Here is a 21,357-nt window from a genome sequence, read left to right as displayed (position 1 = left end):
GCGGCATACCGCCGTGACAGGGTCGCGGGTATGCCACGCACCGGGCCGAGGGTTCCTTATCAGGAGGCGGCGCGGGAACTCCTGCGCACCTCGGTCCTTGATGCCATGCGCGAGCTATTGACCGAACGGGACTGGTCGAAGATCACCCTTGGTGATGTCGCGACCAGAGCTGGGGTCAGCAGGCAGACCCTCTACAACGAATTCGGGTCGCGGGCGGGCCTGGCACAGTCCTATGCGCTGCGCCTGGCCGATGACCTGGTCGACCATGTTCGTTCGGCGATCGATAGCAATGTCGAGGATGTCCGGTCGGCCTTCCGGGAGGGGCTCGGCGGCTTCTTCCTGGAGGCCGCCGCGGACCCGCTGGTGCAGTCGCTGCTGGCGGGCGAGGTGAAGCTGGATCTGTTGCGACTGATCACCCTCGATGCCGAGCCGCTCATCGATCACGCCACTGTGCGGCTGGCGGCGGTATTCCAGCACAGCTGGGTGGGCGCGACGGCGGCGGAATCGGACGTGCTCGCGCAGGCGTTGGTGCGTATCGCGCTCAGCTACATTCCGACCCCGCCCGCGCCCGGCCGCAACGCCCCCGCAGAGCTGAGCAATCTGCTGAGTCCATACGTCGAGGCGATCCTGGCGGCACGCGAACCACGCTGACATCACGGCGTTCTTCGCCGCAGGCTGGGACCGGCGTCCAGCGATGGTCGCCACGACAGAACCCGTCTGTGAACCAACTGGCTGGATATGGCCACAGTTTGCACACTTCCCACTGTGGAACACACCCAAAGCCTGAAGGTATCCTAATCCGTCGGAGTCAGGGTTCTTCTTTAGTGGGGCAAACGTGCAATCGGTTGGCAAACCGAGGGGATCAGTTGATCCCAAACGCCATCTGTGGGTTTTGGGTTTGATCGCCCCATCGTGCGCGCTGTTGCCCTCCCAGCTGGTCCTGCATACCGGTGCCGTCGCCCTGTGGTGGATCGGCCCGATCATTGTGCTGATCGTGATTCCGATCCTGGATCGGTTGGTCGGCGAGGACGGCAGCAATCCGCGCGACGAGGACTACGAGCTGCTGTCCAAGGATCGGTACTACCGGTGGTGCACATATCTGTTCCTGCCGATCCAGCTGATCGGCCTCGGCATCGCCTGCTACATGTGGGCCGGTGACGAACTGAGCATCGTCGACAAGCTCGGTCTCGCAGCAACATTGGGTTTTGTCAGCGGCATCGGTATCAACGCGGCGCACGAACTCGGACACCGGGTTGAGCCCATGGAGCGCTGGTTGGCCAAGATCGCGCTCGCGCAGTCGGGATACGGGCATTTCTTCGTCGAGCACAATCGCGGCCATCACGTCCGAGTGGCGACGCCGCAAGATCCGGCCAGCGCGAGAATGGGCGAGTCGCTCTGGGAGTTCCTGCCACGCACCATTTCCGGCGGTTTTTGCTCCGCCCTCACGTTGGAACACGAGAGGCTGACGCGCAAGGGGCACCGTTGGTGGAGCGTGCACAACAACATTCTGCAGGCGTGGTCGATGAGCGTGGTGTTGTTCGGCACCCTGCTGGCCATATTCGGTTTGCGCATATCGCCGTATCTGTTGTTGCAGGCCGTGATCGGTATCGCGCTGCTGGAGACGGTGAACTATGTCGAGCACTACGGGCTGCTGCGGGCACGGCGCCCCAGCGGCTCCTACGCGCGTTGCTCACCGAGTGACAGCTGGAACAGCGACCGGCTGGTTACGAATATCTTTCTTTTCCATCTTCAGCGCCACAGCGACCATCACGCGAATCCAGGGCGCAGATACCAGACCTTGCGTAGTTCGACGCAGGCGCCGCAACTGCCTGCCGGTTACGCCACCATGATCGTGCTGGCCGTCATTCCACCGCTGTGGAGACGCGTCATGGATCATCGCGTGCTCGCGCATTACGGCGGTGACATCACCCTCGCAAATATTCAGCCCCGCAAGCGCCGCCGCATCCTGACCGACTTCGGGGCAACCGTGTAGTCCACGGGCACGATTCAGCGACTAGCCTTGCCTGGAGTACCGACATCCAGGAGAGGCAGATAGAGGCTGATGACGACCTCGGAACTTCCCGCACACACATCCCTGACCCCCGATGTCCGCAATGGCATCGATTACAAGGTGGCGGACCTGTCGCTGGCCGAGTTCGGCCGTAAGGAGATTCGTCTCGCAGAGCATGAGATGCCCGGCCTGATGGCGCTGCGTCGCGAGTACGCCGACGTGCTGCCACTGAAGGGCGCCCGCATCTCCGGCTCTCTGCACATGACGATCCAGACCGCGGTGCTCATCGAGACCCTGGTCGCGCTCGGTGCGCAGGTGCGCTGGGCCTCGTGCAACATCTTCTCCACCCAGGACCATGCCGCCGCGGCCGTCGTCGTCGGCCCGAACGGCACGGTCGAGGAGCCCAAGGGCACCCCGGTCTTCGCCTGGAAGGGCGAGACCCTGCAGGAGTACTGGTGGGCCGCCGAGCAGATGCTCACCTGGCCTTCCTCGGCAGACGGATCACCGCTGCATGCGAACATGATCCTCGACGACGGTGGCGACGCCACCATGCTCGTGTTGCGCGGCGCGCAGTTCGAGCATGCCGGTGTGGTGCCGCCGGCGGACGAGGAGCACTCCGCCGAGTACACGGTGTTCCTGAGCCTGCTGCGCGAGCGGTTCGAGACCGACAAGGGCAAGTGGAGCGCGATCGCCGAATCGGTGCGGGGCGTCACCGAGGAGACCACCACCGGCGTGCTGCGGCTCTACCAGTTCGCTGCCGCGGGCGAATTGGTGTTCCCAGCGATCAACGTCAATGACTCGGTCACCAAGAGCAAATTCGACAACAAGTACGGCACTCGCCACTCGCTCATCGATGGGATCAACCGCGGCACCGATGTGCTCATCGGCGGTAAGAAAGTATTGATCTGTGGTTACGGCGATGTCGGCAAGGGCTGTGCGGAATCGCTTGCGGGACAGGGCGCCCGGGTGCAGGTCACCGAGATCGACCCGATCAACGCGCTGCAGGCGCTGATGGATGGCTATGACGTGGTCACCGTCGAGCAGGCGATCGGCAACGCCGATATCGTGATCACCTCGACCGGCAATAAGGACATCATCACCCTCGACCATATGAAGGCGATGAAGGATCAGGCCATCCTCGGTAATATCGGCCACTTCGATAACGAGATCGACATGGCGGCGCTGGAGCATTCCAGCGCAACACGTTTGAACATCAAACCGCAGGTCGACTTGTGGACGTTCAAGGAGTCCGGCAAGGCGATCATCGTGCTGTCAGAGGGGCGTCTGCTGAACCTGGGCAACGCCACCGGCCACCCGTCGTTCGTGATGAGCAACAGCTTCTCGAACCAGGTCATCGCGCAGATCGAGCTGTGGACCAAGCCCGAGGAATACGACAATGAGGTCTACCGACTGCCGAAGCACCTGGACGAGAAGGTCGCTCGCATCCACGTCGAGGCGCTCGGCGGCACGCTGACCAAACTCAGCAAGGACCAGGCCGAATACATCGGCGTCGATGTCGAGGGCCCGTACAAGCCGGAGCACTACCGGTACTGAGCAATAGAAAAGCGCAGGTCCGTCGACCTTTCCGGTCAGCGGGCCTGCGCTTTTTCGGCTGGCGGTGCTGGTATGGCCGTTATCAGCAGACCGTGCCGGGCGAGCATGCACTCAGCGGATCGATCTTGCTCAACGGGTTGCCGCTCGCGCTGCCCGTCGCTCCGATCGCGGCTCCCTGCGAGGTGTCGACCACCGGGCTCGGCGTTGGTTCGGCGGGAGTCAGCGGCAGCGGTGCGGCGGCGGCGGTGCCGCAGGCGATGCCGGCGCTGATCGCCAAAGTGAACACGGCTACGGCGACTCGTCGGGTGCGACGGCTGGTGGTCGAGGTCACGGATAGTCCTTCGCGATAGGTGATGGATCGTGAATTACTTTGCCCGCCAGGTGCCTTCCTCCGTTAGACCTGAATTTTGCGGGCAACTGAAGCTGTAACATCTCGAACGGAATTCCGAAGGGGTGCCCGAAGCCGCGTCACGGTCGCCTGTAATCTCCTGCGCATGGGCGTCTTCATCGCGGTAGAGGGCCTCGACGGTGCCGGAAAGCGGACGCTGATCGAGAAGCTGCTCACCGGATTGCGCGACAGTGGTGTGCGGGCCGGTACGCTCGCGTTTCCGCGCTATGGTCGATCGGTGCACGCTGATCTCGCGGCGCAGGCGCTACGTGGTGCCCATGGCGATCTCGCCGCCTCGATCAACGCCATGGCGTTGCTTTTCGCGTTGGACCGAGCCGATGCCCGGATCGAACTGTCGAATCTTTTGGACGCCAACGACCTTGTGATCCTCGATCGCTACGTCGCTTCCAACGCGGCCTACTCGGCGGCTAGGGCACAACAGTCGGCCGACGGCGAAATCGTTGATTGGGTCGGCGAATTGGAGTTCGGCAGGTTCGCGCTGCCGGTGCCGGATGCGCAGCTGTTGCTGGACGTGCCCACCGAGGTGGCGGCCGACCGGGCGCGCAGGCGAGGCGAACTCGACGACACTCGCGCGCTCGACGCCTACGAGCGCGATGGTGGGCTCCAGGCCCGCACCGGTGCGGTGTATCGACAGCTGGCCGAACGCGACTGGTACGGCCCGTGGTGGATATACCGATCCGATGACGATCCGAGTGCATTGGCCGCGCGACTCGCCGAAATCGTGGGCCGATAAGGTTGGATGTGCCGCGGGATCCCATGAGTGTTGGCGTGGCGGCCCGATCCGAACCGGAGAGATGACACCATAGTAATTATGAAGCCGAAGATTCTGGTCGTCGACGACGATATGGCGCTCGCTGAGATGCTCACGATCGTCTTGCGCGGGGAAGGGTTCGACCCGCATGTGGTCGGCGACGGCACGCAGGCGCTGGCGGCCGTTCGTGAGATCCGCCCCGATCTTGTGTTGCTGGACCTCATGCTGCCCGGCATGAACGGCATCGATGTGTGCCGCGTGCTGCGGGCCGATTCCGGAGTGCCGATCGTGATGCTCACGGCGAAGACCGACACGGTCGACGTCGTGCTCGGGCTGGAGTCCGGTGCCGACGATTATATCGTCAAGCCGTTCAAGCCCAAGGAACTCGTCGCGCGGGTACGTGCCCGCCTGCGCCGCACCGAAGAGGAACCGGCCGAACTGCTGTCCATCGCGGACATCGTCATCGATGTACCCGCGCACAAGGTGACCCGCAGCGGCGCGCAGATCTCGCTGACGCCGCTGGAGTTCGATCTACTTGTCGCGCTGGCCCGCAAGCCACGCCAGGTTTTCACCCGTGAAGTGCTGCTCGAGCAGGTCTGGGGCTACCGGCATGCCGCCGACACCCGCCTGGTGAACGTGCACGTCCAGCGACTACGTGCGAAGGTCGAGAAAGACCCGGAGAATCCGGAGATTGTGCTGACCGTCCGCGGTGTCGGTTACAAGGCCGGACCCCCGTGACCGAAGGCGATGCCGATCGTTCGAGTGGCCCAGGAGGGGTAGTCCAACGTCTCGAACGATCGCTCGCGCCGACGATGGCCTGGTTCAAGGACGTCGGCACCGCGCTCGGCCATGTCTGGCGCCGTTCGCTGCAATTGCGCGTCATCGTCTCGACACTCACGCTGTCGTTGATCGTCATCACGATCCTGGGTGTCGTGTTGACCAGCCAGATCACCGACCGACTGTTGGACGCGAAGATCAACGCCGCGGTCGAGGAGATGGACCGGGCGCGTAACACGGTGGAGAGCCAGCTGGCTGGTGTGCACGATATCGGCGCCCAGCCGCAGCGGCTGGAAGAGGCGCGCAACGCGCTGTCCAGCCGCGGCGGCACCGGCCAATCCACTGGCGCTGCGGGCAGTTTCGATTCGGCGCTGAGCGTCGTCGGCGGCATGCCGCCGCAGCAGATCCACTCCGGTCCGATCCAGGAGGTGCCGGAGGAACTACGCCGATTCGTCGAGCGCAACCAGGTCAGCTACCAGTTCGCGACCATAGCGAACCCGGAGGGCTATCACGGCCGGGTGCTGATCATCGGCAGCCCGAGTGCCGATATCCCCACACTGCAGATCTATTTGATCTTCCCGCTGGCCAACGAGGAACGCAGCCTGTCGCTGATGCGCGGCACCATGATGATCGGCGGCGTCGTCCTGCTGGTGTTGCTTGCCGCGATCTCCGCGCTGGTGACGCGCCAGGTTGTGCTGCCGATCCGCTCGGCAGCCCGGATCGCGGGACGCTTCGCCGACGGCAGGCTCAAGGAACGCATGCTGGTACGCGGCGAAGACGACATGGCACGGCTGGCTCAGGCTTTCAACGAGATGGCCGAGAGTCTGTCCAACCAGATCACCCAGCTGGAGGAGTTCGGCAACCTACAGCGCCGGTTCACCTCGGACGTCAGCCACGAGTTGCGTACCCCGCTGACCACGGTGCGTATGGCAGCCGATCTGATCCATGGCAGCAGCGGCGACCTCGATCCCGCACTCGCGCGCAGCGCCGAACTCCTGGTCACCGAGCTCGACCGCTTCGAAGGTCTGTTGAATGACCTGCTCGAGATCAGCCGCCACGACGCGGGTGTCGCCGAACTACAGGTCGAATCCCTTGACGTGCGCATGTGCGCGCGTGCCGCGATCTCCACTGTCCGGCACCTGGCGAAGGAGGCGGGTGTGGAGGTGGTCATCGACCTGCCGGAGGAACCGCTGGTCGCCGAGGTCGATCCACGCCGGGTGGAGCGGGTGCTACGCAATCTGCTAGCCAATGCCATCGACCACAGCGAGGGTAAGCCGGTGTTGATCCGGATGCGCGGTGACCTCCACGCGAATGCGGTCGCGGTAATCGTCCGGGACCAGGGGATCGGGCTGCGACCGGGCGAAGAGAAGCTGGTCTTCAACCGGTTCTGGCGTTCGGATCCGTCGCGGATGCGTCGTTCCGGCGGTACCGGGCTGGGTTTGGCGATCAGTGTCGAGGACGCGAATCTGCACGAGGGCAAGCTCGAGGCGTGGGGCGAGGTCGGTGTCGGCGCCAGCTTCCGGCTCACGCTGCCGCTGGTGCGTGGCAAGAAACTCGGCACGAGTCCGCTGGCGCTGGAACCCGCGTCGCGCAAACATCCGCAGGTTCGGTTGGTAGAGCCGGTGGCTGCCGATGGTGTCGAGCTGGATGAGGGCGCGACCGAGGATCCCGGCGCGGATGCCGTCGAAGCGGTGACCGAGTCCGGCGAGTCCGTGCCTCGATCCGGCGAGTCCACGCCCCGGGCTGTCGAGCCGGTGGCCGACTCCGCCGACCGGGCGGAGTCCGTCGACCATGGCGAGCCCACCAAGACCGAGGCTACGAATGGTGTCGGCCCGCACGCCGAGGACAGCGCGGACGACGCCGGCGTCGGCAAGTCCGGACAGTCAGGCGACACCCTGCTCGGCCGTGGCGGGGACGTACAGTCATGAACATGCGCGCGACGTACCGGAGGTTGCGGCGGCGGGCCGGGCTTGGCGCGACCGCTCTCGTGACGTTGCTGGTACTCACCGGGTGCGCGAGCCTGCCGGAATCCTCCGCTCCACAAGCGTTGGGCACTATCAACCGCGCACCCGCCACCGATGGGCCGCCGTCGCCCATCCAAGGCCGCGATCCGGACCTGTTGCTGGGAGACTTCCTGCAGGCGACCGCCGATCCGACGAATCGGCATGCGGCCGCCAGGCAATACATGACAGTGTCGGAGGCGGCGCGCTGGGATGACGCGAAGAGCACCACGATCGTGGAAAAGGCGGATACGCTGCGCGAATCCCGTTCAGGTGACAAGGCCACCTATGTGATTCGGGCGCGCAAGGTAGGCGAGCTGGCACCGAACGGCTCCTACAAGGCCACCGAAGGCACCCTGGAAAACAAGATCGAGATGAGCAAGGTCGACGACGAATGGCGCATCGACCAGCTGCCCGACGGTGTGGTGATGGACCAGACCGCCTTCGCCAAGTCCTACCAGCGCAACGTGCTGTATTTCATCGATCAGTCGGGCACCGCCGCTGTCCCGGATCTGCGATGGATCTCGGTGGCCAAGAGCCAGCTAACCGAACGTTTGTTGAGCCTGCTCACCGAGGGCAGTCAGCCCGAGCTGGCACCGGTGGTGCGCAATGAACTCGCCGCGCCCGTCGCGGTGCGTGGCCCGATCACCAAGGCATCCAGTGACTCCGGCGAGGTCGGTGTCGGGCTCGGCGGGGTGCGCATCGATTTCGCCGGTGCGGGCGGCCTGTCTCAGCGAGACCGCGAGCTGCTCGCCGGACAGGTGGTGCTCACCCTGGCCGCTGCCGACATCCTCGGTCCGTACATGCTGCTGGCCGACGGGAAGCCCCTCGATGATCGCTACGCTGCGAACGGCTGGTCGGTCGCCGACGTCGATCAGCTCAATCTGGTGGAGCACACCCAGAATCGCGTCGGGTTACACGCAGTGCGCAATGGTTCCCTGGTGCAGGTCACGGGGGACGGCATGGTTACACCGCCGGGCTATTTCGGTGCCGTCAACAATCTACAGTCGGTCGGGCTGTCACCGGATGGTCAACTCGTCGCCGCCGTCGCCGATGCCGGGCGGCCGCGACCGGAGCCTGCGCGCACACTGATGATCGGCAGCTATGGTGGCAGCGCCTTCCCGGTCGCCGAGGGCGCTACCATCACCAGACCGTCTTGGACCGCGGACGGTGGCGCAGCGTGGGCGGTCATCGATGGTGAACGGGTGATCCGCGCGGTCAATGATCGTGGCACCGGAACCGTCTCGGTGCAGGATGTCGACATTTCGGCGCTGACCGACGCGACGTCCGCCTCGGCACCGCGGTTGCCGATCACCGAACTGCGAATTTCCCGGACGGGAGCGCGGGCCGCGCTGATCGCGGACGGCAAGGTCTATATCGCGGTCGTCGTCCCGCAGCCCAACGGCAAGTACGCACTGTCCTCGCCGCTTCCGGTGGCGCTCGAGTTGAGTACCCCGGCGATATCGCTGGACTGGTTCACCGGCGACACGATCATGATCGCTTGCCAGGGCAACGTGGATCCGGTGCGCACGGTGCAGATCGACGGCTCCGGTTTGTCGTCGGTGACCGGTCGCAATCTGACCTCGCCGGTTCGGCTGGTCAGTGTGTCTCCGGAGCATCAGTATGTTGCCGATTCGCGCGCGGTGCTCGAATTCACCAGCAGTCCCGCGGGCGGTGAATCGTACTGGCGCGAGGTGCCCGGCCTCGGTGCGAATGCCGTTCCGGTGCTGCCCGGCTGACCTTGTCGGTGGGGTCGCGCAGACTTGCTCGATGCTGACCCTCCTGGATCTGGTTCTGCCCGCCGCCTGTGCCGGATGTGGCGCGGCGGGGGTGCGCTGGTGCGTGGACTGTGCTGCGGCGCTGGCGGCGACCCCGGTGCGGGTCCGGCCGCGCACCGATCCCGGCGTGCCATGCTGGGCGCTCGGACCATATGCGGGGCCGGGCAGGCGCGCGGTACTCGCGGCGAAGGAACGCGGGCGGCTCGATCTGGCCGAGCCGCTCGGGCTGGCACTTGCGGGTGGGCTGGCACGGCTGCGAGCGGCGGATCGGCCACTGGTTCTGATTCCGGCACCGAGTCGGGCGGCGGCGGCCCGCAGACGCGGCGGTGACCCGGTGCTGAGGGCGACCCGGGAAGCGGCGAGGTGGCTACCCGATTGCCAGGCGGTGCCGTTGGTGCGGATGTGGTGGGGAGTGCGGGATTCGGTGGGCCTGACACCCAGTGAGCGGCGGCATAATCTCCGTGGTCGGATCATGGTCTGCTCCGATCACGGCACAGCCGCCGAAATCCCGGTAAATGCCGAGGTAGTCCTGGTCGACGACGTGCTGACGACCGGCGCGACGGCCCGCGAATCGGTCCGCGCGCTGGCAGGAATCGGAGTATGTATACGTGCCGTGTTGGTGATGTGTGCGGCTTGACGCCGGGAAATTTGCGTGAATACTGGCGGACCACCGGTTGGCGTACTAGCGTCGCGGTCACACACCCGAACCGAGAGTTTGGAGGTGGCGCCTCGGACACCGTGTGCCGAGAGATTGTTCGATCGGCACAGCTCAATCCCGCCGCACGCGCATCGGTCCGTGCGGCCATATCTCGGAGGTACGCGTGACGACTTCTTCACGACCTTCAGTGAAAGATGCCGATTCTCTGGTGCTGGATTCCGGCGCCCTCGAGCCGACAGAGCAACCCCCGACGGACGAACCAAGGATCACCGGTGCGGACGTCGTTGTGAAAGGTCGCAACGTCGAGGTACCTGATCACTTCCGAATCTATGTCGCGGAGAAACTCTCCCGACTCGAACGCTTCGATCCGTCGATCTTCCTCTTCGATGTAGAGCTGTTCCACGAACGCAACCGCCGCCAGCGCAAAAGCTGCCAGCGGGTGGAGATCACCGCGCGCGGCAAGGGCCCGATCGTCCGGGCCGAGGCATGCGCGGACAGCTTCTACGCGGCGTTGGAGTCCGTGACCGCGAAGCTGGAGAGTCGGCTGCGTCGCACCAAGGATCGGCGCCGGGTGCACTATGGGGACAAAACGCCGGTATCGGTTGCCCAAGCCACCGCCGACTTGACCGACGACTCCCTGTTCGTTCAGGCCAACGGCACGGTCGAGGCACACGATCATCCCGACAGTGACAATGGCCGTTCTCCCGAGTCGGAGGCATTGGATTACGCGGCCGGTCCCGGACACATTGTCCGTACCAAGGTGCACACCGCGACCCCGATGTCCGTTGATGACGCCCTGTACCAGATGGAACTGGTCGGTCACGACTTCTTCCTGTTCCAGGATCAGGAGACCGACCGGCCGTCGGTTGTCTACCGTCGTCACGCTTTCGATTACGGCCTGATTCGGCTCGCGTAGGAATATGTCTAACCCGGCCGGTGCCCGATCGCGTCGGCCGGGTTTTTCTGTCGAATCTCGGCGCTGGCCACCCGAGGGCACGGAGATCACACGGGACGGCCTGGTCCGCGGGGGCACCAGTATCGAAAAGTTGGCGCTGCGGGCGGTATCGGCGCGTTGGCGGTGCTGGAACGAGTCTGATCGAACCGAGGTGCCATGCGGACATCGTGATTGATGTTGGCGGTCAGGCTTGATATCGCTCGTGGTGGATGGCATCGCTGAGTGGTCGCCCGGTGCGCCAGCCGAACCGTTCCAGATCGGGAACCCGCTGGAATTCGTCGACCGGTCCGATACACAGCCAGGCGACGGGGCGGATGCCATCAGGGAGCCCGACCAGCTCGGCGAGGAAGTCGGTCTCATAGAACGACACCCAGCCGACGCCGACCTGCTCGGCGGTCGCGGCGAGCCAGAGGTTCTGGATCGCCAGAACCGTTGAGTAGATACCGGTTTCGGGCACGCTGGCACGGCCGAGAACCTGCGGACCACCACGGTCGTGGTTGTAGGTGACCACGATCGCGGTGCCGCTCTCGGTAATGCCCTCGATCTTGATCGGCTCGAACGTCGCGGCCCGCTCCGGCGGCAGTCCGTCGCGGAATTCGGTTCGCTTGGCCGCCACATGATCGGCGAATGTGCGCAGGGTGGCGGGCTCCCTGACGACGACGAAATCCCAGGGTTGCGAGTTACCAACGCTCGGCGCGCAATGGGCGGCCTCGAGGATGCGTAACAGCGTGTCCTCGTCGATGGCGTCGCCGGTGAACTCGGCGCGCACGTCGCGCCGCATTCGGATCGCTTCGTAAACACTCAGTTCGGCAGCACACATCCGCTCAGTCAACCAGTAGCCGCACGGGGGGAACCGACCAGGAGTCAGCTCGGGCGCCGGCTCGCCAGGGATCCGGCGAGGCGACGGGGGAGCCTGCCCTTGGCCAGCGCGCTGCGCAGGCCGCGGCGTCTGCCGGTGACCGGGTCGACCGTCGGGTAGGCGTCGCCGCCGAACTTGCGCTCCGAGGCGGTCTCGGGGGCGTCGTCGGCGGTGGCGCGCAGATACTTGTTGGGCAGCGACAGCTTGAGGATGGTGCGCCACGCCTTGAAGTACTGCACCGGCAGCGCACCTGTGGTGTAGGGCAGATCGTACTTCTCGGCCAATGCGCGCACCCGCACCGCGATGTCGCGGTACCGGTTGCTCGGCAGGTCCGGGAACAGGTGGTGTTCGATCTGATGGCTCAGGTTGCCGGTCATGAAGTGCGTGACCGGGCCGCCGGAGATATTGGCGCTGCCGAGCATCTGGCGCAGGTACCACTGGCCCCTGGATTCGCCATCGATATCGGCCTTGGTGAATTTCTCCGCACCGTCGGGGAAGTGCCCGCAGAAGATCACCGCATTGGTCCAGACGTTGCGGACTATATTCGCGGCAATATTCGCGGTCAGTGTCGAGAAGAACGCGGGCCCCGTCAGCAGCGGGAAAAGCACGTAGTCCTTGCCCGCCTGCTTGCCGACTTTCAGCAGTACCTCGTTGCGCTTCACCTCGAACTCGGCACGCTGCGGTGAGCCCGGCTTGTAGCGCCCGACCTTGCCCAGCTCGAGATGCTGGACCGCGACGCCGTACTCGAAGAACAGCTGCAGCAGCAGGTTGTAGGCGGGATTGCCGATGTTGAACGGTTTCCAGCGCTGGTCACGGGTAACGCGCAGCAGTCCGTAGCCGATATCGTCGTCCATACCGAGCACATTGGTGTACTTGTGGTGCAGATAATTGTGCGTCTGCTTCCAATGCTTGGACGGGCCGGTGTTATCCCATTCCCAGGAGCTCGAGTGGACCTCGGGATCGTTCATCCAGTCCCACTGCCCGTGCATGACGTTGTGCCCGATCTCCATGTTCTCGATGATCTTGGCCGTGCCGAGTAGGGCTACGCCGGCCAGCCAGGCCGGCGGCAGGAAGCTGACGAAAAGTACGGCGCGGCCACTGATCTCGAGTGCGCGCTGCAGTCGAATGACGTTACGGATGTACTGCGCGTCGCGCTGGCCGCGCGAGGATTCGATATCGCGCCGAATCGCGTCGAACTCCGCGCCGAGTGCTTCCACGTCGGCTTCGGTGAGATGGGCGTATTCCTTGACATCCGAGATTGCCATGGCGGTTACAGTACCGTAAGTTACGAGACCGTAGGTTATGGAGAGTGTGGCAAATCCCCCATTGCGATCATGATCGGAGCATGCTAGCGGCGATTGCGCCGAATTCGGCGCATTGCCCTCTCGCGCACGGCTTTCTGTTGCAGCGATGACTTCTCCTGCCGTGCCTTCTCCTGCAACGCCACCTTCGCCTCGCGCAGCACTTCCTTCTCCTGGCGTGCCTTCTCTCGCAGCACAACCTTCACCTCACGCATCGCGGAGCGCAGTCCGTACCTGCGGCCGGTCGTCGGGTCCACCGGCAGGATATGGGTCTCGGCCCACGTCTCCGACCAGCGTTCGGTATTGGGCAGCGAAGGCAGAGTGATTCCCGCGAACTTGCGTTCCGAGGATGTCTCCGGGGCATCGTCGGCGGTGCGTCGCAGGAACCGATCCGGCAGCGCGAGCTTGTGGATGGTCCGGAAGGCGAGCAGGTACTGCTTGCCGAGTGAGCCGGTGGTGTAGGGCAGGTCGTACTTGTCGCAGAGCTCACGCACCCGCACCGCGACCTCCGAGTACCGGTTGCTCGGCAGGTCGGGGAACAGATGGTGCTCGATCTGGTAGCAGAGGTTGCCGCTCATGAATGCCATCGCGGGCCCGGCTTCGAAGTTGGCGCTCCCCAGCATCTGCCGCAGATACCACTCGCCGCTGGTCTCGCCTTTCAACTGTTCTACGGTGAACTTCTCGGCACCGTCGGGGAAGTGACCGCAGAAGATCACGGCGTATGCCCACAGGTTGCGCACCAGGTTGGCCGTGGCGTTCGCCTTCATCGTCGATTTGAAGGCCCGGCCGGTGAGCGCGGGATAGAACACGAAGTCTTTGCCGACCTGACGTGCGATCTTCCGCCCGAACTCACGGTCCGGCTCGGATATCAGCCGGTAGGGCGGCGGATCCGAGAGTTCCTTCTCGATGGACCAGTCGTGGATCGCGATACCCCACTCGAAAGTCCCAGCCAGCAGCAGATTCGCGAACGGCTGTACCAGATGCACTGGCCGCCACGCTTCGTCGCGGGTCATGCGCAGGATGCCGAAGCCGAGATCCTCGTCCTTGCCGAGCACGTTGGTATAGGTGTGGTGGGAGTAGTTGTGCGCCCGCCGCCACTGCGACGACGGCCCGGTCTGATCCCACTCCCAGGTGGAGGAGTGGATTTCCGGGTCATTCATCCAGTCCCACTGCCCGTGGCTGATGTTGTGTCCGAGTTCCATGTTCTCGATGATCTTCGCGACCGACAGCAGCGCGGTGCCGCCGAGCCAGGCCCAGCGGTTGCGGCTGCCGAAGAGTGCGGCGCGTCCGGCGACCTCGAGCGCGCGCTGCGCGGCGATAGTGCGTCGAATGTATTTGGCGTCGCGCTCACCGCGAGACAGCTCCACCGAGCGGCGGATCGAATCGAGCTCCTGCCCCAGCGTCTCGATGTCCGCCGCGGTGAGATGAGCGAACGCCTTGATGTCGGTGATGGCCACCGGGGTCCTTTCGCTGCGGGTTGTACCCCGAGGGTACCTGGCAACGCCTACGCCTCGGGGTCGCTCACGATGCCGGTGCTCACACGTCGAGTGTGCAGTCGCCCGCCGCGGCCGAGATACAGGTCTGCACCTTGTCGCCCTCGCGGCGCTCGTCACCATTGCGCAGATCGCGGGTGTGGCCGGAAGCTATTGTCACCACACAGGTTTGGCAGATACCCATCCGGCAGCCGAACGGCATCTGAACACCCGCCGATTCGCCCGCCTCGAGCAGACTCGTCGCGCCGTCCACCTCCGCGGACCGCCCGGACTTGCCGAAAGTCACGGTGCCGCCCTCACCGACGGCGGAGCGCTCGATCTCGAATCGCTCGATATGCAACTGGTCGGCGACGCCCGCGTCGCGCCAGTGGTGCTCGATCTCGTCGAGCATCGCGGCCGGGCCGCACGCCCAGGTCTGGCGCTCGCGCCAGTCGGGGAATTGCTCGTCGAGTCTCGCCAGCGAGAACTTGCCCTGTTCGCCGGTGAGCTGCAGATGTGAGGAGAAGCTGGGGTGCCGATCGTGCAGATCCCGCAGTTCGGCGCCGAACATCACATCGTCGGCGGTACGCGCGGAGTGCACGTGCACGACATCGGTCACCTTCTCGCGGCGATCCATCGCCCGCAGCATCGACATGACCGGCGTGATACCGCTGCCCGCGGTGAGGAACAGCACCTTCTCCGGCGGCGGGTAGGGCAGTACGAAGCCGCCCTGCGGCGCGGCCAGGCGCACAATGGTGCCTTTGGCGACGCCGCTGACAAGGTGGCTCGACAGGAAACCCTCCGGCATGGCCTTGACCGCGATGGAGATCAGCCGCTTGCCGCCGTGCTCGGGGGCGGTCCAGTTCGGTGGGCTGGTCAGCGAATACGACCGCCAATGCCAGCGGCCGTCGATCAGGATGCCGATGCCGATGTATTGACCCGGCTCATACTTCCAGTCGAAACCCCAGCCCGGTTTGATAACCAGGGTGGCCGAATCCGTGGTTTCCTTGCGCACCTCGACGATTCGGCCGCGCAACTCGCGCGCCGACCACAGCGGATTCGCCAGGTGGAGGTAATCGTCTGGCAGCAACGGGGTGGTGACCCGGGCGACAGCGCCACGCAGCACGTTGAGCCGGCCACCGCGCTCGGCAACGTCAGCGGCTGGTGCCTCCAGCCACTCGCGAACACCCCGCATCGAGAATCCCCCTTTTTTCAAGACCATTGATGCCGTTCGTCTTCCTGTTGTGGCGGCTGTCGTCGAAGCCGTCTCGAAGCTAGGTTACGGCATCGTAGGTTAGGTGGAGTGGTGAGGCCGAGTGCGAGGGCTCACAGCAAATCGAGTAGGAAGGGGAGTTCCTGCGCGGCGTACCAGGCGAGCTGGTGGTCTTCGGCGTCACCGAGTACGAACTCGGCGTCGGTATCGCCCAGGTCCGCGGCGTCGACCACATCCACCGCCTTGGCCACCTCGGGTTCGGCCTCGGCGAGATCGACGTGCACCGAGGCGATCCGTTCGTAGGTGATCGGGCCGGTCAGCCGCACCACGGCGTCGTCGAGGTCTGGGCGTAGTTTCGCGTCGGTCACGTCGGCGGCGATCACCGCGCGCCGGTAGACCGGACGGTGGCTCGCGGCGCCCGGCTCGGTGCCGCCGACCGGGTCGGTACCGCCCTCGGAGGGCTCGGATGATTCGGCGACATCGTCACGCTCGGCAGCGAGTAGGCGCAGCGAGGCGCGGGCGGACTCACCCATCGCGACCTCGGCAAGTTCGTCGTCGTCGCCCGAGGCATAGGCCTCGCGCAGTGTCGGGGTGACCGCGAAGGCGGTGCCGCCGATCGGAAACAGCTCCCGGTTCGCGACGAGTTCGCGCAGCATCGGGACGGTCGCGGGAATGTAGACCCGCAACGCGGTGCGATCGGATTTGCCGTGATCAGACGCAGGCACCGAGCATCTCCTCCATGGATTCGTGAACCGACGCGGCCAGCACACCGATATCAGCCATCGCGTCGCGGTCGGCATTGAGCCCGTAGAAGACGCGTCCGTCATAGGACGTGATCCCGATACTCGCGGCCTGATTACGCAGCAGCGGCGCCACCGGGTACGTCTCCAGCATCCGCGCGCCACAGATGTACATCGGCAGCTGCGGACCCGGCGCGTTGGTGATCACCAGATTGAACGTGTGCCCTGCGAACGTACTCGCCGCGCGCACGCTCATGGCATGCAGGCTGGCCGGAGCGAATCCGGCCAGATGCATCAGCGTGCGCGCCCGAACGCCGCGCCGATGTTTGCAATTGGCCTCCGCGGCGTGCGCGATGTGCGACAACCGCATCACCGGATTGGGTTCGCCCACTGGCAGGTCGATGAGGAACGAGGAGACCTCGCTGGTCGGTTCCGGCTGGTCGCCGTCCATCCCCTCGACGTAGACCGATATCGGCACCACCGCGCGTACCGTCGTCGACTCGGTCAACGCCTCGCCGCGCGAGAGCAGCCAATTACGCAGCGCGCCGGTGACTACCGCGAGGATCACATCGTTGATCGAGCAGTCGAACTTCGTGCGTATCTTGCGATAGTCGTCCAGCTCGGTGCGCACGATGTCCAGGCATCGATCGCGTGAGGTCTTGACATTGAGCGGACTATCCGGAGTGCTGGTCGTGGCCGCGCGTACCGCCGACACCACGGACTCGACGGCCTTGCTCGCGGCGCCCATCATCGTGACCGCGCGCGCGTCCCGAACCACCTCGAACGCCTCCCGCGGCTGTGTCGCGAGGTGGGTGAGCGCGCCGGCCAACAGCTCCACCTCGGAGGGTTCGTGTGGGGCGACCCACGCGTCGTCGGCGGTCCGGCGCTGGGAGGCGCCGCTATCGAGGATCACGTGCCCGATCTCGAGCGCGGTGTCCCCGTCGACGAGCGCCGAATGCGTTTTGGTGAAGATCGCGCTTCGCTCGTCCGACAGGCCCTCGATCAGATACATCTCCCACAGCGGGCGAGTCGGGTCCAACGGGCGCGAGGCCAGCCTGGCCACGAGTTCGTGCAGCTGTTCGTCGGTTCCAGGGCTGAGCAGCGCTGAATGCCGAACATGGAAGGTGATGTCGAACGCGCTGTCTTCCACCCAAACGGGGCGGCCGAGCGCGAATGGGATCTCGCAGACCTTGTGGCGGTAGCGGGGAACCAGGGAGAGCCTGGCTTCGACGACGTCGACGAGCCGGTCGTAGTCGAGCACTGGTTTCCCGGACTCGGTATTCCGGACGATCGCGAGAGAGCCGATGTGGATCGGATTGCTGCTCGACTCGAGCCGATAGAACGCCGTGTCCTGCGGCGTCAACCTCGTGGTCACGCTGTCCGATGCTCCTTTCGATGAACACCTGTCGACCCTTGCCTGGTTTCATCGCATTCTCCACCGATTCGAGCTCGAATGAACTCGAATCGATCACAGAGGAGGAGGTGCGTATTCCGGGGGTCGCTACTCGTGGCTGCCCACATCAGCCGCGCCACCGTGGCCGCCATCGCGTGTCGTCTCATGGCGAGCGGAGCCGGACCGGCGTTGCCCTCGGCACCGGAACGATAGGCGGCTTACATCGTACGACACAGTGCTGAAACGGGTTCGGCAGCAATTCGATTCGCCGAATGATTGCACGATGGGCGCGCGTCGGGGCGGGTTTGCCGCGTGCTACGACGTGTCGTCGCCTCCCGACGCTGGACGAGTACGGTGAATTGAAACGGCCCGCGGGCTCCGTGCTCGCGCGGGGTGGGGCGGTATGTCGCAGGTCATCGGCGCCTACCATGGGTGCCGCATTACCATGGGGCGTGCTGCGGATTCCGCCATGTCCGGCGGGGAACGTGCGCACCGGCTGCGCACACTGCCCGACCCGGGTGGGGCCGAACATTTGACACACCGACCAGAGGACTGACGAGACCCGTGCCTGCGCTGACACTGACGAGGTTGCTACGGATTGGTGAGGGTCGCACGGTCAAGCGCCTGGCCCATCTCGCGGACGAGGTCCTTGCGCTCGGTTCGGAGATCGAGCTGCTCACCGACGCTGAGCTGCAGACCAAGACCGATGAGTTCAAGGAGCGCTACGCCGATGGCGAGTCGCTCGACGACCTGCTGCTCGAGGCGTTCGCGGTGGCCCGCGAAGCGTCCTGGCGCGTGCTGAACCAGAAGCACTACAAGGTGCAGATCATGGGTGGCGCGGCGCTGCATCTGGGCAATATCGCCGAGATGAAGACCGGTGAGGGTAAGACTCTCACCTCGGTGCTGCCCGCGTACCTGAACGCGCTCAGCGGCGAGGGCGTGCACATCGTCACCACCAACGACTACCTCGCCAAGCGTGACTCCGAGTGGATGGGTCGCGTGCACCGCTTCCTCGGACTCGAGGTCGGCGTGATCCTGTCCGGTATGACCCCGGCGCAGCGGCGCACCTCCTACAACGCCGACATCACCTACGGCACCAACAACGAGTTCGGCTTCGATTACCTGCGCGACAACATGACCCACTCGCTCGACGATCTGGTGCAGCGTGGGTACAACTTCGCCGTGGTCGACGAGGTCGATTCCATCCTGATCGACGAGGCTCGGACGCCGCTGATCATCTCCGGCCCGGCCGACGCCTCCAGCAAGTGGTACGCCGAGTTCGCGCGGATCGCGCCGCTGCTGAAGAAGGACCTGCACTACGAGGTCGACATCAAGAAGCGGACTATCGGCGTGCATGAGGCGGGCGTCGAGTTCATCGAGGACCAGCTGGGTATCGATAACCTCTACGAGGCGGCCAACTCGCCGCTGGTCAGCTACGTGAACAACGCCATCAAGGCCAAAGAGCTGTACGCGCGCGACAAGGACTACATCGTCCGCGACGGCGAGGTGATCATTGTCGACGAGTTCACCGGCCGCATCCTGGTCGGGCGCCGCTATAACGAGGGCATGCACCAGGCGATCGAGGCCAAGGAAGCCGTCGAGATCCAGCCGGAGAACCAGACCCTGGCCACCATCACCCTGCAGAACTACTTCCGCCTCTACGACAAGTTATCGGGCATGACCGGTACCGCCGAGACCGAGGCCGCCGAGCTGCACTCGATCTACGCCCTCGGCGTGGTCCCGATCCCGACGAACAAGCCGATGATCCGTGACGATCAATCGGACCTGATCTACAAGACCGAAGAGGCCAAGTTCGCCGCCGTGGTCGACGACGTCACCGAGCGGCACGAAAAGGGCCAGCCGGTGCTGATCGGTACCACCAGCGTCGAACGTTCGGAGTACCTGTCCAAGCAGTTCACCAAGCGCGGCATCGCGCACACCGTGCTGAACGCGAAGTTTCACGAGAAGGAAGCCGAGATCATCGCCGAGGCCGGCCGGCCGGGCGCGGTGACCGTGGCGACCAATATGGCCGGTCGTGGTACCGACGTCGTGCTCGGCGGCAACCCGGACATCATCACCGACATCATCCTGCGCAAGGAGGGACTGGATCCGGTGGAGACGCCGGATGAGTACCAGTCCGCGTGGTTGCCGACGCTGGAGCGGGTCAAGGACAAGACCGCGCAGGACGCCGAGGCCGTCCGCGACGCGGGCGGGCTGTATGTGCTCGGTACCGAACGGCACGAATCACGTCGTATCGACAACCAGCTGCGTGGTCGCTCCGGCCGTCAGGGCGACCCGGGCGAATCCCGGTTCTACCTGTCGCTCGGTGATGAGCTGATGCGCCGATTCAACGGTGCCGCACTGGAATCGATCATGACGCGACTGAACCTGCCCGACGATGTGCCGATCGAGGCGAAGATGGTCTCCAAGGCCATCAAGAGCGCGCAGACGCAGGTCGAGCAGCAGAACTTCGAGATCCGCAAGAACGTCCTCAAATACGACGAGGTGATGAATCAGCAGCGCACCGTCATCTATGGCGAGCGCAACCGGATCCTGCGCGGTGAGGATATGGAGGGGCAGGTCCAGAGCATGATCTCGGCCGTGATCACCGCCTACGTCGACGGCGCGACCGCCGAAGGGTACGTGGAGGACTGGGATCTCGACAAGTTGTGGACCGCGCTGAAGACGCTGTATCCGGTGGCTGTCGACTCCAAGGAACTGACCGGTGAGACATCCGTCGGTGAGGCGGGTGACCTGTCCAAGGAGGAACTCGCCGAGGCGCTGCTCGACGATGCGCACGACGCGTACGAGAAGCGCGAGGAAGAGATCGACGGCGTGGCCGGCGAGGGCAGTATGCGCAATCTCGAACGCCAGGTACTGCTTTCGGTGCTCGACCGGAAGTGGCGCGAGCACCTCTACGAGATGGACTACCTCAAAGAAGGCATCGGCCTTCGCGCGATGGCGCAGCGCGATCCGCTGGTCGAATACCAGCGTGAGGGCTTCGACATGTTCTCCGCGATGCTGGAGGGCCTGAAGGAGGAGTCGGTCGGCTTCCTGTTCAACCTGCAGGTTGAGGTGCAGCAGCCGCAGCCGGAGGGCGTTTCGGTCGACGCGGGTCTGCGCTCGCCGGTCGGCGCCATGGCCGCGCCCCGCCCGCTGCCAACTCAAGAGGCCCCCGCCGCGTCCAATGGTGCCCCGGCTGCCTTGCGCGCCAAGGGAATCGACGACTCCAACGCCCGCGGCTTCAGTTACTCGGGTCCCGCCGAGGATGGTCGCGCTGCCGTGCACAGCGATACCGAGGAATACGGCGATGGCGCCACCCGCCGGGAACGCCGCGAGGCCGCGCGCGCCCAGGCGAAGCCGAAGAAAGCGCCGAGGTCGCGTCGGCGGCACTAGCCGCACCGAATCACGAAGGCGCCCTTGTCCATGGGCGCCTTCGGGTATCGGGGCGGCAGATCGAGTCGACTCGGTGGCGAGCGGTTGGGC

17 protein-coding genes are annotated in these 21,357 nt (G+C 65.0%); 10 read left to right on the top strand and 7 right to left on the bottom strand.

All coding sequences use genetic code 11. The features are described 5' to 3' along the window. Positions 1 to 30 precede the first annotated feature (30 nt). The 3 genes from LKE06_RS00970 to ahcY all read left to right on the top strand — a co-directional run bounded on the left by LKE06_RS00970 (position 31) and on the right by ahcY (position 3,565). Entirely contained in the window at positions 31 to 651 is a 621-nt protein-coding gene (locus LKE06_RS00970) for a TetR/AcrR family transcriptional regulator (protein WP_227996329.1), read from the top strand. 247 nt (positions 652 to 898) lie between these two features. After that, on the top strand, positions 899 to 1,993 hold the full coding sequence (locus LKE06_RS00965; protein ID WP_227996327.1) for an alkane 1-monooxygenase: 1,095 nt from the start codon (positions 899 to 901) through the stop codon (positions 1,991 to 1,993). Between the two features lie 69 nt (positions 1,994 to 2,062). Then, a complete protein-coding gene (gene ahcY, locus LKE06_RS00960; protein WP_227996324.1) occupies positions 2,063 to 3,565 on the top strand; it encodes an adenosylhomocysteinase in 1,503 nt (500 codons plus the stop codon). A gap of 82 nt (positions 3,566 to 3,647) precedes the next feature. Here ahcY and LKE06_RS00955 read toward each other — a convergent pair whose 3' ends face one another. Continuing rightward, positions 3,648 to 3,896: a hypothetical protein gene (locus LKE06_RS00955; RefSeq protein ID WP_227996322.1), complete on the bottom strand. Its 249-nt coding sequence runs from the start codon at positions 3,894 to 3,896 to the stop codon at positions 3,648 to 3,650. Positions 3,897 to 4,059: 163 nt separating this feature from the next. Here LKE06_RS00955 and LKE06_RS00950 point away from each other — a divergent pair, with 163 nt between their 5' ends. From LKE06_RS00950 to hpf, 6 genes are all read left to right on the top strand, one after another. Then, positions 4,060 to 4,707, top strand: a complete 648-nt coding sequence (locus LKE06_RS00950) for a dTMP kinase (protein WP_227996320.1) — start codon at positions 4,060 to 4,062, stop codon at positions 4,705 to 4,707. Positions 4,708 to 4,785: 78 nt separating this feature from the next. After that, entirely contained in the window at positions 4,786 to 5,463 is a 678-nt protein-coding gene (gene mtrA, locus LKE06_RS00945; protein ID WP_255648366.1) for an MtrAB system response regulator MtrA, read from the top strand. 74 nt (positions 5,464 to 5,537) lie between these two features. Next, on the top strand, positions 5,538 to 7,430 hold the full coding sequence (gene mtrB / locus LKE06_RS00940) for an MtrAB system histidine kinase MtrB (protein WP_227999219.1): 1,893 nt from the start codon (positions 5,538 to 5,540) through the stop codon (positions 7,428 to 7,430). After that, the gene (gene lpqB / locus LKE06_RS00935; RefSeq protein ID WP_227996318.1) at positions 7,427 to 9,241 is read left to right on the top strand and encodes an MtrAB system accessory lipoprotein LpqB; all 1,815 of its coding nucleotides are present in this window, start codon (positions 7,427 to 7,429) and stop codon (positions 9,239 to 9,241) included. Before mtrB ends, lpqB begins: the two co-directional genes overlap by 4 nt. A 31-nt stretch (positions 9,242 to 9,272) precedes the next feature. After that, entirely contained in the window at positions 9,273 to 9,917 is a 645-nt protein-coding gene (locus LKE06_RS00930; RefSeq protein WP_227996317.1) for a ComF family protein, read from the top strand. A 184-nt stretch (positions 9,918 to 10,101) separates the two neighbouring features. Further along, complete coding sequence (hpf, locus tag LKE06_RS00925; protein WP_372477267.1) at positions 10,102 to 10,854, top strand: ribosome hibernation-promoting factor, HPF/YfiA family; 753 nt, start codon at positions 10,102 to 10,104, stop codon at positions 10,852 to 10,854. A gap of 223 nt (positions 10,855 to 11,077) precedes the next feature. On the opposite strand, the gene bluB is transcribed toward hpf, so the two are convergent. The 6 genes from bluB to LKE06_RS00895 form a co-directional block, all read right to left on the bottom strand. Next, complete coding sequence (gene bluB / locus LKE06_RS00920) at positions 11,078 to 11,713, bottom strand: 5,6-dimethylbenzimidazole synthase (RefSeq protein ID WP_227996315.1); 636 nt, start codon at positions 11,711 to 11,713, stop codon at positions 11,078 to 11,080. A gap of 44 nt (positions 11,714 to 11,757) precedes the next feature. Further along, entirely contained in the window at positions 11,758 to 13,017 is a 1,260-nt protein-coding gene (locus LKE06_RS00915; RefSeq protein WP_227996313.1) for a fatty acid desaturase family protein, read from the bottom strand. Between the two features lie 83 nt (positions 13,018 to 13,100). Beyond that, positions 13,101 to 14,510 (bottom strand): fatty acid desaturase family protein, encoded by a 1,410-nt coding sequence (locus LKE06_RS00910; RefSeq protein ID WP_227996310.1) that lies wholly within the window; start codon positions 14,508 to 14,510, stop codon positions 13,101 to 13,103. Positions 14,511 to 14,589: 79 nt separating this feature from the next. Next, positions 14,590 to 15,720, bottom strand: coding sequence for a ferredoxin reductase (locus LKE06_RS00905; RefSeq protein ID WP_227996309.1), 1,131 nt, complete (start codon positions 15,718 to 15,720; stop codon positions 14,590 to 14,592). 131 nt (positions 15,721 to 15,851) lie between these two features. Then, entirely contained in the window at positions 15,852 to 16,394 is a 543-nt protein-coding gene (locus tag LKE06_RS00900) for a DUF6912 family protein (protein WP_443678128.1), read from the bottom strand. A 55-nt stretch (positions 16,395 to 16,449) separates the two neighbouring features. After that, complete coding sequence (locus LKE06_RS00895; RefSeq protein ID WP_227996307.1) at positions 16,450 to 17,853, bottom strand: WS/DGAT/MGAT family O-acyltransferase; 1,404 nt, start codon at positions 17,851 to 17,853, stop codon at positions 16,450 to 16,452. Between the two features lie 582 nt (positions 17,854 to 18,435). Here LKE06_RS00895 and secA point away from each other — a divergent pair. Further along, positions 18,436 to 21,267 (top strand): preprotein translocase subunit SecA, encoded by a 2,832-nt coding sequence (gene secA / locus LKE06_RS00890; protein ID WP_227996305.1) that lies wholly within the window; start codon positions 18,436 to 18,438, stop codon positions 21,265 to 21,267. The last annotated feature ends 90 nt before the right edge of the window (positions 21,268 to 21,357 follow it).

The organism is Nocardia australiensis (assembly GCF_020733705.1).
Lineage (GTDB): Bacteria > Actinomycetota > Actinomycetes > Mycobacteriales > Mycobacteriaceae > Nocardia > Nocardia australiensis.
This window is presented reverse-complemented; position numbering and strand designations above follow the sequence as displayed.

Coding starts and splice junctions, on each gene's coding strand:
- LKE06_RS00950 (WP_227996320.1), top strand. CDS start 4,060: ATGGGCGTCTTCATCGCGGTAGAGGGCCTCGACGGTGCCGGAAAGCGG.
- bluB (WP_227996315.1), bottom strand. CDS start 11,713: ATGTGTGCTGCCGAACTGAGTGTTTACGAAGCGATCCGAATGCGGCGC.
- lpqB (WP_227996318.1), top strand. CDS start 7,427: ATGAACATGCGCGCGACGTACCGGAGGTTGCGGCGGCGGGCCGGGCTT.
- LKE06_RS00915 (WP_227996313.1), bottom strand. CDS start 13,017: ATGGCAATCTCGGATGTCAAGGAATACGCCCATCTCACCGAAGCCGAC.
- LKE06_RS00930 (WP_227996317.1), top strand. CDS start 9,273: ATGCTGACCCTCCTGGATCTGGTTCTGCCCGCCGCCTGTGCCGGATGT.
- LKE06_RS00900 (WP_443678128.1), bottom strand. CDS start 16,394: ATGCTGCGCGAACTCGTCGCGAACCGGGAGCTGTTTCCGATCGGCGGC.
- LKE06_RS00905 (WP_227996309.1), bottom strand. CDS start 15,720: ATGCGGGGTGTTCGCGAGTGGCTGGAGGCACCAGCCGCTGACGTTGCC.
- mtrA (WP_255648366.1), top strand. CDS start 4,786: ATGAAGCCGAAGATTCTGGTCGTCGACGACGATATGGCGCTCGCTGAG.
- LKE06_RS00970 (WP_227996329.1), top strand. CDS start 31: ATGCCACGCACCGGGCCGAGGGTTCCTTATCAGGAGGCGGCGCGGGAA.
- mtrB (WP_227999219.1), top strand. CDS start 5,538: ATGGCCTGGTTCAAGGACGTCGGCACCGCGCTCGGCCATGTCTGGCGC.
- ahcY (WP_227996324.1), top strand. CDS start 2,063: ATGACGACCTCGGAACTTCCCGCACACACATCCCTGACCCCCGATGTC.